The 15,651-nt window shown below is 63.9% G+C and carries 12 protein-coding genes; 4 read left to right on the top strand and 8 right to left on the bottom strand.

The annotated features are described in order from the left end of the window. Positions 1-28: 28 nt before the first annotated feature. Positions 29-661: a DUF2147 domain-containing protein gene (locus tag AC0L3B_RS01615; RefSeq protein ID WP_204510664.1), complete on the top strand. Its 633-nt coding sequence runs from the start codon at positions 29-31 to the stop codon at positions 659-661. On the opposite strand, the gene hpnN is transcribed toward AC0L3B_RS01615, so the two are convergent. After that, a complete protein-coding gene (gene hpnN, locus AC0L3B_RS01610) occupies positions 629-3,217 on the bottom strand; it encodes a hopanoid transporter HpnN (RefSeq protein ID WP_473379936.1) in 2,589 nt (862 codons plus the stop codon). The genes AC0L3B_RS01615 and hpnN overlap by 33 nt on opposite strands. 461 nt (positions 3,218-3,678) lie before the next feature. On the opposite strand from hpnN, the gene ispH reads away from it, so the two are divergent. Further along, positions 3,679-4,605 carry a 4-hydroxy-3-methylbut-2-enyl diphosphate reductase gene (gene ispH / locus AC0L3B_RS01605; RefSeq protein ID WP_035993095.1) on the top strand — a complete coding sequence of 309 codons (927 nt, stop codon included), beginning with the start codon at positions 3,679-3,681 and terminating at the stop codon, positions 4,603-4,605. 35 nt (positions 4,606-4,640) lie between these two features. After that, positions 4,641-5,801 carry an adenosyl-hopene transferase HpnH gene (hpnH, locus tag AC0L3B_RS01600; RefSeq protein ID WP_007593619.1) on the top strand — a complete coding sequence of 387 codons (1,161 nt, stop codon included), beginning with the start codon at positions 4,641-4,643 and terminating at the stop codon, positions 5,799-5,801. An 81-nt stretch (positions 5,802-5,882) separates the two neighbouring features. On the opposite strand, the gene AC0L3B_RS01595 is transcribed toward hpnH, so the two are convergent. From AC0L3B_RS01595 to AC0L3B_RS01570, 6 genes are all read right to left on the bottom strand, one after another. Further along, positions 5,883-6,632, bottom strand: a complete 750-nt coding sequence (locus AC0L3B_RS01595; RefSeq protein ID WP_026233265.1) for a phosphorylase — start codon at positions 6,630-6,632, stop codon at positions 5,883-5,885. Further along, on the bottom strand, positions 6,629-8,596 hold the full coding sequence (shc, locus tag AC0L3B_RS01590) for a squalene--hopene cyclase (protein WP_018456921.1): 1,968 nt from the start codon (positions 8,594-8,596) through the stop codon (positions 6,629-6,631). Before shc ends, AC0L3B_RS01595 begins: the two co-directional genes overlap by 4 nt. 76 nt (positions 8,597-8,672) lie before the next feature. Beyond that, positions 8,673-9,926, bottom strand: coding sequence for a hydroxysqualene dehydroxylase HpnE (gene hpnE, locus AC0L3B_RS01585; RefSeq protein ID WP_018456922.1), 1,254 nt, complete (start codon positions 9,924-9,926; stop codon positions 8,673-8,675). Beyond that, positions 9,926-10,765: a presqualene diphosphate synthase HpnD gene (hpnD, locus tag AC0L3B_RS01580; protein ID WP_473379935.1), complete on the bottom strand. Its 840-nt coding sequence runs from the start codon at positions 10,763-10,765 to the stop codon at positions 9,926-9,928. The genes hpnE and hpnD overlap by 1 nt, the downstream gene beginning before the upstream one ends. Then, positions 10,755-11,639, bottom strand: a complete 885-nt coding sequence (gene hpnC, locus AC0L3B_RS01575) for a squalene synthase HpnC (protein ID WP_247300192.1) — start codon at positions 11,637-11,639, stop codon at positions 10,755-10,757. Before hpnC ends, hpnD begins: the two co-directional genes overlap by 11 nt. 193 nt (positions 11,640-11,832) lie before the next feature. Beyond that, positions 11,833-12,066: a hypothetical protein gene (locus tag AC0L3B_RS01570; RefSeq protein WP_007593627.1), complete on the bottom strand. Its 234-nt coding sequence runs from the start codon at positions 12,064-12,066 to the stop codon at positions 11,833-11,835. Positions 12,067-12,525: 459 nt separating this feature from the next. Between AC0L3B_RS01570 and AC0L3B_RS01565 the strand changes: the two genes are divergently transcribed. Next, positions 12,526-13,023, top strand: a complete 498-nt coding sequence (locus AC0L3B_RS01565; RefSeq protein WP_018456925.1) for a hypothetical protein — start codon at positions 12,526-12,528, stop codon at positions 13,021-13,023. A gap of 121 nt (positions 13,024-13,144) precedes the next feature. Here the strand turns inward: AC0L3B_RS01565 and AC0L3B_RS01560 are convergent, their stop codons facing one another. Next, on the bottom strand, positions 13,145-15,511 hold the full coding sequence (locus AC0L3B_RS01560) for an efflux RND transporter permease subunit (RefSeq protein ID WP_018456926.1): 2,367 nt from the start codon (positions 15,509-15,511) through the stop codon (positions 13,145-13,147). Positions 15,512-15,651 lie beyond the last annotated feature (140 nt).

The following is a 15,651-nucleotide window of genomic DNA, read 5'->3' as shown; positions in this document are numbered from 1 at the left end:
GACCATGTTGCACTGCCAAGGAACTATCATGCGTTTAGCCCTTTACACCGGACTAATCCTGGCTGGCGGTTACACCTGCCTGAACCCGGCGCTCGCGGCCGATCCGACCGGCGACTGGCGGGTTGCCGACGGCGTCGCTAACATTCGTGTCGCCCAATGCAATGGCAGCATGTGGGGCGCGGTTTCCTGGGAAAAACAGCCCGGGGGCCGCGACGAGAACAATCCGGACGCGTCGAAAAAGACCCGGCCCACGCTGGGCATGGCGACCCTGATCGACATGAAGAAAAAGCCCGGCGCCGATCAATGGGAAGGTCAGGTCTACAATGCCAAGGACGGCCAGCTCTACAGCGCAACCATCACGCCGGTTGGCACCGACCAGCTCGAGATCAAGGGCTGCGTGATGGGGTTCCTGTGCGGTGGCGAGACCTGGACCCGGGTCAGCCCCCCGATTCCCTTGAGCTCCGCCAACGCCATGGCCAAGGGTGCGCCGAAGCCCACCGGCGCGGCGCCGAAAGCCCCGGGAACGACCGGCGCTACGGTGGCGCAGCCTGCGCCCGCAGCCCCGAAGGCCGCCGGCACCGCCAAACCCGGTCAGAAGGGCGCCGCCGACCAGGTCGGCGACATCTGCCTACTCCCTGAGATTGCGGGGTTTGCCCATTAGGGCAGGCTGAAACAGCAGCACGGCGGCGAGCGTCGTCACCAGCGACAACGCCAGCAGCTTGCCCATGCTGGACGTGCCGGGATGGCTCGACAGCCAAAGGCTGCCGAACGCGGTGGCCGTTGTCAGCGCGCTGAAAAAGATCGCGCGCGTCAGGCTGGTCTGGAGCAGGTTTGTCCTGCCCGAGCGCCAGGCCACGACATAGTAGATCTTGAAGGCCACGCCGACGCCGAGCAGCAGCGGGAACGCGACGATATTGGCGAAGTTGAGCGGCAAGCCGATCAGCACGCAGATCTCGAGCGTGACCGCGCCTGCCACCAACAGCGGCACCAGCGTCATCAACACGTCGACGAACCGGCGCAGCGTGATCCACAGTAATAGGCCGATCACCAGCAGCGCATAGATTCCGGCATGGATGAACGCCTTCACCACGGTGTCGCCGGATTTCAGGATCGAGACCGGACCGCCGATCGCGGTCGGCTCGGCAACGAGCACCGCCGCCGCAAATTTGCGTAGCGTGTCGTTGTCGTTGGGATCACCCTTCGGCAGCGCCTCGACGCGGATGATACCGTCCTTGCTCTTCCAGGCGCTGACGAGATCTGCCGGCAATGACTTCAGGGTGACCGGCTCGGCCTGCAACGCGTTCCGGAGCTGGTCGAACACGATCTTCATCGGCGCGACGAACACGTCCTGCGCCTTGTTCCGTGTGGCTTCATCGGCATTGGCGAGCTTTTCCAGCGCATCCGCGAGCCGACGCGAGGCAACCGCACCCGGGCCCTTCGCATCGCCTGCGGTCCGGCGCAGATTGTCGACCGACGATTTCAGCGCATCGACGTTTTCCTTGTCCGACGGCGCGGCGTCGATCTGGTCGGGATTGAGCGCGGGGTTCAGCACCTTGGCGCCCTGCGCGAGCAGCTTCAGCTTCGGCGGCTGGTCTTCAGGAACGAAGCTGTTGAGCGACATCACCCGCAACACCTCCGGCACCTTCTCCAGCTTCGCCTCCACCTGCCTTGCCTGCTCTTCCGACGTGGTCATCACGTTGATGGCATTGGCGCCCGTGTTGGGATCCTTGCGCAAGTCGAGGAAGGTCGCGATCGACTCTGCCTTCGGGTTGCGCAGATTCATCGGGTTGAAGTCGAACTTCATGAAATAGAGCAGCGGCAGGCCGGCGACCGCCAGAAACATGGTGCCACCGACGACCAGCACGCGGTGCTTCTCCAGGAAGTGATCGAGCGGCGCCAGGAAGGCATAGCCGACCGGCTCTTTCTCACCGGGCGGGTTCAACAGCTTCAGCATCGCCGGGAGCACGGTGATGCTAGTGAGGAACGCGACCAGCATGCCGACGCCGGCGATCTGGCCGAGTTCGGCGATACCCTTGTAGTCCGTGGGGATGAAGCAGAGGAAGCCAGCCGCGGTCGCCATTGCCGCCAGCGACAACGGAATTGCCGAGCGCTTGGCGGCCAGGATCAGCGCACCCGAGAGATCGTTGTGCTTGTAGCGCTCGGAGCGATAGCGGACGCTGTACTGGATGCCGAAATCGACGCCGAGGCCGACGAACAGCACGGCGAATGCGATCGACAGCAAATTGAGCGAGCCCACCATCATCAGGCCGGCGGCGGTGGTCAGCGCAAGACCGACGAAGAGATTGACGAACACCGCGAAGATGATCTTCGCCGAATGCAGCGCCAGCCACAGGATGAGCAGCACGACGAGGACCGTGCCGATGCCATTGACGACGGCGCCTTCCTGGACGGTTGCATATTCCTCGTTGGCGATCGGGACCGGCCCGGTCAGCCGGACTCGCGCTTGATATTTGGTGGCAAAATCCAGATCGGCTGCGGCCTTGCGGATCGCGTCGGTTGCGCCCTTGCCGGGCTCAAGCGCGTTGTAGTCGAGGATCGGCTTGAACTCGATGAAGGCGCGCTTGTCCGAATCCGTCAGCGGCTCGTCACTGACGAGCTGGCGCCAGGAGAACGTCGCATTGCCCTTGTTGAGCACGGTCTCGACCGTTTGCGCGATCTGGTTGAAGGGCCGTTCGGTGTTGTCGAGCTTGACCTGCCCGCGCTTGACGCCGGCAAGTCCCGTCTCGAGCGCGCCGGTCAGGCCGCGGATCGAGGGATCGCCCGCCATGATCTCGATCAGGGGTGCTGCGGATTCGAACTGGCCGGTGACCTTGGCAACTTCCTCTGTCGGCAGGAACAACAGACCATTCTTCTCGAAGAACTCGCCGGTGCCGAGCTGCTGCATCGACTGGAATTCGGTCTTGTTGTCCTTCAGCTTGGCATAGAGCGCGTCCGACGCCGCGGTCGCCATCTCCGGCGTCTTGGCTTCGACCACCGCCGTAATCGTCGCATCGCGGTCGAAGGCGCGATCGAACTGCTGGTCGCGTTGGCGCCAGTCCAGATTTTGGGCAATCAGCGAGTTGATGTCGGTGTTGATGGCGAAATGCTGGGACGTGTAATAGCCCGCCCCCACCGCCAGCAGGAGCCCGAGAACGACGACGGGGGAGGCAAACCGGGTGCAGGCCCTGACGATGGCAACGACGACGCTTTGCAGCACTACTTTTCTTTCTGCGGTTAACAGCTTGCCGGAAACGCCCGCTATTTAACGGAGTTCCCGGCCGAAACCTATTGCTGTTTTGAGTGGTTATCGCCGTCAGAAGCTTCGAGGTAAACGGCGGAAGACCATGGCATAATCATGCGGGCCATCGGTATAGCCGAGGAGTTGAGGCGGGAAAGTGACGAAGCGTGCGCACAAATGTCGCCACGTTGCTGCCATGGGCACCCTCTACTATAATACCGCCAAACTGATCCGGCAGGGAACCAAAGTTCATTCCACCTTTCCTTACTGCCGATTTTTTGACACAAAGTACTGCACCTCCATGCACCGGGGCCCCGGCAGGGGTGGGCGGCTACCGCGTGCGCCGAACCGATGGTGCGGATATTGCAACTCATTGGTTCGTATCGGGGTGTCCCCTGAACTTGAGAGCGGATTGGTGCAACTTGCGTGATGGCCGTCCAATGGAAGTTTATCTGGCGCAACCGCGCGGCTTTTGCGCGGGGGTAGTGCGTGCGATCGAGATCGTGGAACGGGCGCTGGAGAAGTACGGCCCGCCCGTCTACGTGCGCCATGAGATCGTGCACAACAAGTACGTCGTCGAGAGCCTGAAGAACAAGGGCGCGATCTTCGTCGAGGAACTGTCGGAGGTGCCGCCGAAGGCGGTGACGGTCTTCAGCGCTCATGGCGTCGCCCGCAGCGTCGAGGAAGAAGCGGCCGCGCGCGACCTTCCGGTGCTCAATGCCACCTGCCCCTTGGTCACGAAAGTTCACAATCAGGGGAAGCGCTACATCGCCAGGGGCCGCACCCTGATCCTGATCGGCCATGCCGGCCACCCCGAGGTCGAGGGTACGATGGGCCAGGTTCCCGCCCCCGTACTGCTGGTCCAAAGCGTTGAAGAGGTTAAGGCCCTTGAGCTGCCGGCGGATACGCCAGTGGCCTATATCACCCAGACCACCCTGTCGGTGGATGACACAAAGGACATCATTTCGGCCCTGCAGGCCCGCTTTACAGATATTCAAGGCCCGGATATCCGGGATATCTGCTATGCGACACAGAACCGCCAATCTGCGGTAAGGGACTTGAGCAAGCTGGTCGACGTGATCTTGGTGGTGGGCGCTGCCAATAGCTCGAATTCGAACCGGCTCCGCGAAATCGGCACTGAGGCCGGTGTCGCGAGTTATCTGATTGCCGACGGCAGCGCGCTCAATCCGGAGTGGTTGAAAGATGCCAGAACCGTCGGTGTCACGGCTGGCGCTTCGGCGCCCGAGGTACTCGTGGATGACGTGATCGAAGCAATGCGGCGGATCGGACCGGTCAAGGTCTCGGTGCTCCCGGGCCGCGAGGAAAACATCGAATTCCGGCTTCCGGCCGAACTGGCTGCGAGCTGACCCACCCGAATTTCAAGCCCAGAAAGAAACTTGTAATGGCTATCCCCTTCTTCAAGGAAATGCGTATCGGCGGCTATTTGATCAAGCAGAAGCTGCTTGGCCGCAAGCGCTATCCGCTCGTGCTGATGCTGGAACCGCTGTTTCGCTGCAACCTCGCCTGCGTCGGCTGCGGCAAGATCGATTATCCGGATGCGATCCTCAACCGCCGCATGACGGCGCAGGAGTGCTGGGACGCGGCCGACGAGTGCGGTGCGCCTATGGTCGCCATTCCCGGCGGCGAGCCGCTGATCCACAAGGAGATCGGCGAGATCGTGCGCGGCCTCGTCGCGCGCAAGAAGTTCGTCTCGCTCTGCACCAACGCGCTGTTGCTCGAGAAGAAGCTCGATCTGTTCGAGCCCTCGCCCTACCTGTTCTTCTCCGTGCATCTCGACGGCCTGAAGGAGCACCACGACAAGGCCGTGTCGCAGAAGGGCGTGTTCGACCGCGCCGTCTCCGCGATCAAGGCGGCCAAGGCCCGCGGCTTCACCGTCAACGTCAACGCCACCATCTTCGACGGCCACCCGGCCGAAGAGATCGCCAAATTCCTCGACCTGACCGTCGAGCTCGGCGTCGGCGTCTCGATGTCGCCGGGCTACGCCTATGAGCGCGCGCCGGACCAGGAGCACTTCCTCAACCGCACCAAGACCAAGAAGCTGTTCCGCGACGTCTTTGCGATGGGCAAGGGCAAGAAGTGGAATTTCATGCATTCCGGCCTGTTCCTGGACTTCCTCGCCGGCAACCAGGAATACGAGTGCACGCCCTGGGGCATGCCCGCGCGCAACATCTTCGGCTGGCAGAAGCCCTGCTATTTGCTCGGTGAAGGCTATGCAAAAACCTTCAAGGAGCTGATGGACACCACCGACTGGGAGACCTACGGCACCGGCAAGTACGAGAAGTGCGCCGACTGTATGGCCCATTGCGGCTACGAGCCGACGGCGGCGACCGCCGCCATCAACAACCCGCTGAAGGCGATGTGGGTGTCGCTGCGCGGCATCAGGACCACGGGTCCGATGGCGCCGGAGATCGACATGTCCAAGCAGCGTCCTGCGCAGTACATCTTCTCCGCGGAAGTGCAGAAGCGCCTGTCGGAGATCCGCAAGGACGAGGCCGCCGCCGCACAGGAGAAGGCCGCACGGAAGGCGTCGACCGCCGCGTAAGCGCGCTAGTCCCACCAACAAGAAAAGGCCCGATCGCCAATGGCGACCGGGCCTTTTGTTTTTAGTGATCGCAGAACCCGCTCAGGCCGCCTCGGAGACCAGCGCCTCGCTGTCGACCAGTTCGGTGCCGATCAGGAAGTCGCGGCAGCCGCGCAGGCTGCGTAGCGCGCGGTTGAAGTCGAGGCCGGTCGAGACCAGTCCGTGCAGCGCAGTCGGGTTGCGCGCGATGCCGCGCAGCACGGCCAGCACGTCGATCTGGCCATTCGGCTTGATGGCGGCGCGGGCGAGCGCCGGCAGCGCGCGATGGGCGGGATCGCTGATGACGCGGACCGCGGCGAACGGCAAGCCGGCCTCGGCGGCGTAGGCCGCCGCGATGTGGCTTTCCATGTCGACGGCGGCCGCTCCCGTCTCCGAATGCAGCGCCGCCTTGCAGGAGCGCCCCGTGACCACTTCCTCGGCACCCGCGAGGCTGCCGCGCACAACGCGGCGGCGCCCCGACGTCAGGCGGTCGATGAGGTCGTCGCCGAGCGAGAGGCCAGCGGCCCAGCGGGTATCGCCCGCGAGCACCTCGGTCGCCAGCACGACGTCGCCGGAGCGCAGCGTCGGGTCGAGCCCGCCGGCCACGCCGAAGGAGATCACACCGCGAATCGTCTCGGGATCCAGCACCGTCAACAGCGCCCGCAACTGGGTGGGGCTGCTCGACGAACAGATGACCGCCATGCCAGGCCCGGCCGCGATGCGGGCCTCCTGAACCAGTCCAGTCACGATCAATATCGGCCGCGGATCAACGGTTTGACCCGCGGTAAGATAGTCCCCCGTCCCCAAAGTCACATTCCGACCCCTACCACCCTGCTGTTGGTGTTCCGCAAGTTCCGATACCGCGCCAACGCCCACAGCGGGAAGAACTTCGGATAACCATGGTACCGTAGATAGAATACACGGGGAAAGCCTGTGGCGGTGTACCGCTGTTCGTCCCACAGTCCTTTTTCGTTCTGTGTTGCAATCAGGTACTCCACCCCGCGGGCGACGGCCGGGTGATCAACCTCGCCAGCAGCCATCAAGGCAAGCAAGGCCCATGCCGTTTGCGAGGCGGTCGAGGGGGCGGCCTCCCATCCCCGATAGTCCAGCCGGTAGCTGACGGCATCCTCGCCCCAGCCGCCGTCCTGGTTCTGGATCGAGGCCAGCCAGCCGGCCGCTTTCCGCATCATCGGGTCGTCATGGCGGACGCCGGCCATGTTGAGGGCGCACAGCACCGACCAGGTTCCGTAGATGAAGTTCATGCCCCAGCGGCCGTACCAGGACCCTTCCGGGTGCTGGGTCTTGCGGAGGTAGGCGATCCCGTCCGCGACATGCTTGCTGGTCTCCGCGGTCTCGCCGAGCTGGGCCAGCATCGAGATGCAGCGCGCGGTGACGTCCTCGGTCGGCGGATCGAGCAGCGCGCCGTGGTCGGAGAACGGGATGTTGTTCAGATAATATTCGAGGTTGTTGACGTCGAAGGCGGCCCAGCCGCCGTCGTCGCTCTGCATGCCCTCGATCCACTCCCGGGCACGGTCGATCGCGGCGTCATAGCCGGTCGCACCGTGCTCCCGGCGCATCCGGTCCATCGACATCACGACCACCGCGGTGTCGTCGAGATCGGGATAATGGGCATTGTTGTACTGGAAGGCCCAGCCGCCCGGGCGTACGTCGGGCCGCTTCACCGCCCAGTCGCCCTTCACCTCGAGCTCCTGCTTCGGGATCAGCCAGTCGAGACCCTGCTTGGCGGCCGGCACCGCCTTGTCGCCGCCGGCTTCGAGCAGCGCGTGGGCGGTCAGCGTCGTGTCCCACACCGGCGAGACGCAGGGCTGGCAATAGGCTTCGTCGTCCTTGATCACGAGCAGCTTGTCGATGCCCCGGCGCGTGATCGCGCGCGGCGGGAAGTTCTCGTCCTTGCCGAGCGCGTCGTACATCATGACGATGTTGGCCATCGGCGGATAGATCGCGCCCATGCCGTCCTCGCCGTTCAGCCGCTCCTCGGTGAAGGCGAGCGCCGCGTCGATGGCGCGTTTGCGCAGGCTCTTGGGAAACATCGGCTCGACCACGCGCAAAATGCCGTCGAGCGCGCGGAACAGCACGAACCAGGCCATGCTCTGGTGCGGCGCCTTGGCGGTCATGCCGATCGAGCGCGGATCCTGCAGGAACAGCTCGTCGATGCCGACGCCCTTGGGATTCTTCGCCCGTGGCTTCAGCGCGGCGATGACCATCAGCGGCACCATGGTGGTGCGCGCCCAGTAGGAGATCTTGTTGATGTGGAACGGCGACCAGAACGGCAGCAGCACGATCTCGATCGGCAGCACCGGTACCGCGCGCCAGGTCACGACGCGAAACATCGCAAGCATGAAGCGCGTGAAGACATTGCTGTGAATGGCGCCGCCGCGGGAATGGATCGCCTCGCGCGCACGCACCATGTGCGGCGCGTCGATGGAATCCCCGATCATCTTCAGCGCGAAATACGCCTTGACGCTGGCGCTCATGTCGAACTCGCCGTCATGCACCAGCGGCCAGCCGCCATGGGCGCCCTGCACGCGGCGAAGATAATTGGCGATCTTGGCTTCGAGCACGGCATCGACCGGCTCGGCGAGATAATGGCGCAGCAGGACGTATTCGGCCGGAATCGTGCAATCTGCCTCGAGCTCGAACACCCAATGGCCGTCGGGTTGCTGGAAGCCGAGGACGCCTTCGGTGGCCGACGCAATGCTCGATTCCAAGTTCCTGAATTCTTGGGCTTCGCGGCTGGTCGCGTTCACGGAATCCATCTCGCTCGATTGCTCCGATAGTCGATTGAATGGGCCGAAATTGACTGGGACAAATGCCCGTCAGGGCCGCCTGTCACTATCCCTTGGCGGCCAGAACCAGATCGGCGGCGCGATCACCGGATCGGACCGATCCCTCGATGGTTGCAGGCAATCCCGTAGCAGTCCAATCGCCTGCAAGAAACAGGTTTTTCAGCGCAGTGACCGGCCCTGGACGCAGGGCATTCTGCGCCGGCGTCGCCGCAAATGTGGCACGGCGCTCGCGCACGATCTGCCAAGGGGGCAGCTCGCCGGAAACACCGCCCGCCTTGCAGACGTCGTTCCAGATCGCCTGCGCGAGTTCCTCGCGCGGCATGTCGACCAGACGGTCGCCGTTGCTGATGGTGACGGACAGCCGGTTCGGGAACGAAAACAGCCATTCCACGACGCCGCCGATCACGCCGAGGATCGGTGCCGATCCCGCCGGCGGCTCGACGCGGAAATGCGCATTCACGATGGCGCGGAATTCGGTCGGCGTCTTCAGGCCCGGCAGCAGGTTGGAGGCAGCGCGCGGCGGCACCGCCATCACGACGACGTCGCCTTCGCTGATCTGGATCACATCCTCGCCGCCGAAATTCAGCGCGCCGACCTTGCCGTCATGGGTCGCAAACGAGCGCAGCTCATGGCCGAGCTGAACGCTGTGCCCGCGCCCCTGCAGGAACGTCACGGCGGGCTCGATCAGTACCGCGCTGAGCCCGTCGCGCGCGATCAGGGGACGGCAGGCCTGCCCGCCGGCGAGCAGCGTCTCGCGCACGATCGCGCCGGCAAGCCCCGCCGAGCCTTCGGGTGGATCGACGTTGAGGGCCGCGAGCAGCAGAGGCTGCACCAGGCGCTGATAGAGAACGCCTTCGCACGGAATTGACTTGCCGACCAGCGTCTCTTCCGATGCCCAGATCAGCGGCGCCAGCTTCAGATAATCGGTCAGCCCAGTGTCGGGGACGCGGCGGCTCTCGTCGAGCACCCAGGTCGGGAGCCGGCCGTCGCCGAGGTCGATCTGCCAGCGCTGCCCGGTCTTGAGATCGACGAAGGGAAACTGCGCGCGCTCCGGACCGACGAGGCCCGCCTCGGTCCCGATCGAACGCGCATAGGCGCGCGCATGGCTATTGCCGGACAGCAGCAGATGGTTGCCGTTGTCGATGGTGAGATTGGTGGCGCCGTCGTAATAGGAACGGCAACGGCCGCCGGCCTGCTGCGTCGCTTCGTGCACGGCGACCTTGAAGCCGGCATTGGCAAGTCGCACGGCGACGGAGAGGCCGGAGATTCCAGCGCCAATGATGTGAGCTGTTTTTTGCATCAGATGAGAGCGTATCGGAGCAGGATGGCGATACGTGTGATCTTCGACACACGCACCGGCTCGCGCGGCGCGTTGAACCCGCGCGCGATCAGGAGATCCAGAATGGCATGATAGTATTTCGACATCATCCGCGGCGCGCGCACCGCGCGGCGCCGGTTGCGGTTCATGATCTCGTCCGACTTCTCGAAATACACCTTTGCGCGCTGCGCCAGTGGCAGGCAGACCTTCGGCAGCGCGCGCTCGACGATCACGCGGTCCGGATCGTTGGAGGTGATGCCGGCATGCAGCAGCGCTTCGCGCGGCAGATAGAGCCGGCCGAGGCCCGCGTCCTCGTCGATGTCGCGCAGGATGTTGGTGAGCTGGAGCGCGCGGCCGAGATGATGGGCGAGCTCGATGCCGTCTTCGTCTGGCAAGCCGAAGACCCGGACCGACAGCCGCCCTACGGCGCTCGCGACGCGATCGCAGTAGAGATCCAGCGTCGCCATGTCGGGCGCGCGGATGTCCTGCGGCACGTCCATCTCCATGCCGTCGACGATGGCGAGGAAATCCTCGCGCTTGAGGCCGAAGGTCTTCACCGAGGTGACGTAGTCCTTCAGCCGCGGCGGCGGATTGCCCTGGTAGAGCGCATCGATGTCGTTGCGCCACGCCTGAAGGGCGGCGAGCCGTTCGTCGCGCGGGCCATCGGAATCGGCGATGTCGTCGACCTGGCGGCAGAAGCTGTAGATCTGGAACATCGCTTCACGCTGGTCGTGCGGCAGGATGCGCATCGCGGCGTAGAACGAACTGCCGGATGCGGTCGAGCCATAATTGGCGCCGGGCGAGGTCGCCTCAAGCGTCATGTGCAGTCCCCGGTCTGGAAATGGCCTTGCGTCCGACCGTGCGGCGGCCGACTTCGCCGATCATGCCGGCGAGGCTGAAGGTGAGGAGCTCGAGCTTGTTCAGGTGCACGCGCTCGCGCAGGGGATCGCGCACCTTCAACAGGCGCACGATGCGGTCGGCATAGGCCTGGATCACCGAGACCTCGACGCCGAGGCGGAAATCCCGGATCTCCGCAGCTAGCGACCTGCCCTCGGCGAGCAGCGCTTCGTTGCGGACGGCGAGAGCCTGAAGGCAGGCCAGCATCGCCGGTGGCGACTGCGCCAGTCCGAGCTGCTCGACCGAGGCGCCACTCGCGGCCAGCGCATCGCGCGGCAGATAGACGCGGTTGAGCTCGCGGAAATCCTTGCCGCAATCCTGGAGGTGGTTGTTGATCTGCAGCGCTGCGCAGAGCGCATCTGACGCGGCCCAGGTCGAGGTGCTCTCACCATGGACGTCGAGCATGAAGCGGCCGACCGGCATCGCCGAGTAGCGGCAATAATGGATGACCTCGTCCCAATTCTCGTAGCGCAACTTGGTCACGTCCATACGGAACGCGATGAGCACGTCGAGCGCGTGGCGCGGCGCCATGCCGCGTTCGGCCAGTGCGTGCCGCAGGCTGACGGCCTCGGCCTGGGTGTCGCCTTTGCCGAGCAATTCCGCCTCGAGCAGGTCGAGATAAGCGAGCTTCTCGTCCGGCGGCAGCGTGGCGTGGTCGGCGATGTCGTCGGCGGTGCGGACGAAATTGTAATACGCCAGGATCAGCGCGCGATGACGCGGATGAATGATCCAGGACGCGACGGGAAAATTCTCGTCGCGCTCACCCTTGCCGGATCGCAATTCGCTCGCAGAGGTCATCGAGGGCTGGTCTACAATCGTTTGGACAGGAAGGGCTTTTTCGCTCGCGCGAGCCCGTGCGGGCGATGCCGCCGCGGCCCCCATATAGGGGAATACGGCCGCAAAACCAATCCTGTCTCTCGATGGCTGCCCTTTGCGGATCAGGTCCGAAAAGGCGGCCCCGGGGCCGCCTTTTGTGGGCCAGTGGCCGAGCTTACTGGTTGTGGTTCTTCAGGACCTGGTCGCAGGCCTGAGAGATCTTGGCCCGGTTCTCCTTGAGGCAGGCCAGGATGGTGAAATCACCCTGGTCGATGACCGGACGGCAGAGCTTCTGCACATCGCGCGAGCAGGCCTTCTGCTCGGCGTCCGTGCCGCGCCCTTGCTGGGCGAACGCTGCGGTCGAGAGGGAGGCCGACAGCAAGGTGAGAGCGACGAGAAGCTTACGCATTGTATTCCTTCATTCTGACGGCAGAATCGCACCAATCCCGGTCAGCACAGGGCGACGACCGGAACGGATTGTTCTGATGGCAAGTCGCCGCGGGAGGAGCGGCCTCGGAGAAGGCACAAGCACTGGCAAATGCGGCCAAATTGGCGCCACGTCCACCAAATCAGGGCTTCCCTGCGCCTTCTCTGGCAAATGTAAGAGACTGATACTACGTCATAATTCAGGTGCGCCGCGTTTTGCTGCGCACCTGTTGCAGAGCTGCATCTCTCGATACCGCCTCGGGACCAAGAAACATGCCGAAATACGACAAATCGAGAGGTGGAAGCATGGCGCAAGGCGTCGTGAACTGCCATCTCTGGCAGTCGGGCATTGAACCTGTCACTGGCTCGGAACACTAAACTTTCGATGTAGCGAGACGTTCTTCGTGAGAAGCGGACGTCGTTCTAAACGGGATATTTTGAGATGAAATTCTTTGGACGGACTGAACTGGCAATCAAGGCGGCCGGCATCGGCGCTGCGCTGCTCTTCTCGGTTTCGACAAGTCAGGCTCAGTCGTCCGGACCGTTTGCAGGTTTCGAGGGCGCATGGACCGGGACGGGTACGGTGTCGCTGTCCGACGGCTCGACCGAGCGCATCCGCTGCAAGGCGGACTACAAGGTTGCCGGCACCGGTCTCAGTCTCAAGCAGGCGTTGCACTGCGCCTCCGACAGCTACAAGTTCGACCTCACCAGCGATGTGACCAGCCAAGGCGAGCGCATCTCCGGCAATTGGAGCGAGACCAACCGCAACATCTTCGGCAATCTCCAAGGCACTGCCGGTGGCGGCCAGATCGAGGTGTTCGTCGAGGCCAACGGCTTTGCCGCCAATTTGTCGCTGCGCACCAACGGCACCAAGCAGACGGTGCAGATCTCATCCAAGGGCGAGATTCGCGGCGTCAACATCACGATGACGAAGGGCTGACAGCTCTTTCCGCTCCGAAAGCGACAAGCCCCGGTTCTCGCGAACCGGGGCTTGTTGTTTTTCGGAGGCGCGGCGCAATCGTCCGGACCGCGCCGATTCCGTGTCCGATGGATGCAGCCGCTCAGATCGCCGGCTTGTCGGTGCCCTGAAGCTTGGCGTGCAGATTGATCAACCACATCGCCGTCGGCCGCAGGATGAAGAGGTCGGCGACGAGCGCCATCACCATCGAGAAGGCGCTGAGCCAGCCGAACAGCCGTAGCGACGGCAGATCGGAGAACACCGTGACGACGAGACCGCAGGCCAGCACCAACGTGGTCAGGATCAAGGCCGGGCCGACCAGCACGGTCGCGCGCTCCACTGCGAGCGCCGAGCCGACGCCCGGCTTGCTCTCGAGCCTGAGGCGGTTGAGGAAGTGGATGGTGGCGCTTAAGCCCAGGCCGAACGAAACGGTCAGAGCTACGACACTGGCAAATTGCAGTCCCTCGTCCATCGCCCACAGCACTGTTCCCGACATCACGACGGGGAAGATGCCCGGCAGGATGCAGGCGAACATCACGACCCAGGAACGGAAGGCAAGGCCGATGAAAATCGCGACCAGCGCGAATTCGACGGTGAGCCCGCGGTTGAGCTTCTCGATCATGCCGGCCGAATTGCGCGCGGCAATCGCGGCAAGACCCGTGACCGCCACTTCATAGCCGGGATGCTTCTTGCGGACGGCGTCGAGCTCGGTATCGAGCTTGTCGACGATCGGCAGGAGCTGGCTGGAATCCTTGTCCGGCACGCGACCTGCGACCACGACCGCGTCCTGCTCGGCATCGATGAACCGGCGCACCAGATGCTCCGGAATGACGCTGACATATTCCTTCAGGGTCGCGACGTCGGCGCTGCCGGCCTTGTCCGCGAGCCAGCGGCGCAGGGTCTCGACCGACCAGACATTGCCGACACCGGCGGCCTTCTCCACCGTCGCGTGCACGTCCGCGATGGTCTGCAGCGTCTCCGGCGAATAGAGCGATTCACCCTTGGGGAACTGGATCAGAACGTTGACCGGGTTGGCGCCGGTGAGCTTGGCGTCGAGCCGGTCGCTGGCCGCGACCGCTTGGCGCTTGTCCGGCACCTGGTCGGCGAGCCGGTAGCGCGGCTCCAGATTTGCGTAGATGACGCCGAGGCCCGCCACGAACACCACCGCGATCAGGCTGAACAGGCCGGGACGGCCCACCATGCGCACCGCGATCCAGTAGCAGAAATTACGCAGCGCTTGTACGCCGGCATCCGCGCTCTGGAACTTGGTCGCAAAGACCTTCTCGTTGCGCACGAGCAGCACGCCGAACACCGGCACGAGCGACAACACCGCAACCAGCGCGATGATGGTGGCGGCGAGACCCGCCTCGCCGAACTTGCGGATCAGATCGGAGTCGGAGAACTGGAGCGCGATGAAGGAAATGCCTGCGGTGCCGTGCGTCAGCACGCAGGCCGGTCCCACCACCAGCACCGCGTTCTTGAATGCGGTGAACTTGTCCTGGCCCGCGATCAGCCGGTCGCGCGCGGCGAAGGTGAGCTGCATCGAGTCCGAGAAGCTGATGACCATGATGAGCGGCGTCATCACGTTCAGGAACATGTTGAGATTGAAATTGGCCCAGCCGAGCGCGCCGAGCGCCAGCAGGATCGCGATCATCGGCGGGAACGCCGCCGCCACCATGAACGAGATTTTGCGGAAGAAGATGATGGCGATGACACAGCCGGCGAGAATGCCGAGGATGTTGTAGGTGAGCCCGTCGCGCTCGACCGCGTTGCGGATCTCGAGCTGCATCACCGGCACGCCGGAAAGCTGCACGTTGAGCCCGGTGTCACTGAGGTCTTCCTTTATCAGCGCGCGGATGTCGGCGACGGTCTTGGTCAGCTTGTTGGAGGCGACCACCTCCGGATCGAGCGACAGCACGATCAGCGCCAGCGTGCCGTCCTCGGACAACAGCTTGCCGCGGATGATCTCGTTGGCTTTGACGCCCTCGATGAACTTGTCATAGGCCTCGCCCTCGGGCAGCTCGGGCGGGAACAGTGCGGCGGGAAGCTTGCCCGGAGCGGGCGCCTGACGCGCGGAGAACAGCGAGACCAGTCCGCGCGTACCCTCGACCAGCTGCATGTCGGTGACGAAGTCGCGCAGCTTCTCGAGGTTGTTCCGGGCCAGCAGGGTCTTGCCCTCGACTACGACGAGGACATCGAATTCCTCGGCCGGGAACTTCTTGGTCACCGCTTCGTACTGGCGGAATTCCGGCGTGTTGGACCGGAACAGCTGCGACAGCGAATCGTCGATCTTGATCCGGTGGATGCCAAACACGGCGCCGACGATCAGCACGAGCAGGACGACGCAGGAGACGATGGGCGCCCGGACTGCGATCAGCCCGATGCGCTCCAGCCCGAAGGCGATCGAGGACGCAGGTCCCTGCTCGACCTTGTCGACATGAACCTCACTCTCGCTGTGCTTTTCGAGCATGCCTTGTCCAGTTCCTAAATCGGCTCGGGTCTGTGAGCTTGTCGCGCCCCGCGAACGGCTTGAAAATGCCATACCAATGGGAGGCTTGCCCTTTGAAAATGCGCAGAAAATCGCTGCGAGGGGTTTAGCAGGTCAATCGC

Source organism: Bradyrhizobium sp. Kon56 (assembly GCF_055807635.1).
The sequence above is the reverse complement of the archived record's forward strand: the minus strand, read 5'-3'. Positions and strand labels throughout refer to the sequence as shown.

Coding starts and splice junctions, on each gene's coding strand:
- AC0L3B_RS01615 (WP_204510664.1), top strand. CDS start 29: ATGCGTTTAGCCCTTTACACCGGACTAATCCTGGCTGGCGGTTACACC.
- ispH (WP_035993095.1), top strand. CDS start 3,679: ATGGAAGTTTATCTGGCGCAACCGCGCGGCTTTTGCGCGGGGGTAGTG.
- hpnH (WP_007593619.1), top strand. CDS start 4,641: ATGGCTATCCCCTTCTTCAAGGAAATGCGTATCGGCGGCTATTTGATC.
- shc (WP_018456921.1), bottom strand. CDS start 8,596: ATGGATTCCGTGAACGCGACCAGCCGCGAAGCCCAAGAATTCAGGAAC.
- hpnE (WP_018456922.1), bottom strand. CDS start 9,926: ATGCAAAAAACAGCTCACATCATTGGCGCTGGAATCTCCGGCCTCTCC.
- hpnD (WP_473379935.1), bottom strand. CDS start 10,765: ATGACGCTTGAGGCGACCTCGCCCGGCGCCAATTATGGCTCGACCGCA.
- hpnC (WP_247300192.1), bottom strand. CDS start 11,639: ATGACCTCTGCGAGCGAATTGCGATCCGGCAAGGGTGAGCGCGACGAG.
- AC0L3B_RS01570 (WP_007593627.1), bottom strand. CDS start 12,066: ATGCGTAAGCTTCTCGTCGCTCTCACCTTGCTGTCGGCCTCCCTCTCG.
- AC0L3B_RS01565 (WP_018456925.1), top strand. CDS start 12,526: ATGAAATTCTTTGGACGGACTGAACTGGCAATCAAGGCGGCCGGCATC.
- AC0L3B_RS01560 (WP_018456926.1), bottom strand. CDS start 15,511: ATGCTCGAAAAGCACAGCGAGAGTGAGGTTCATGTCGACAAGGTCGAG.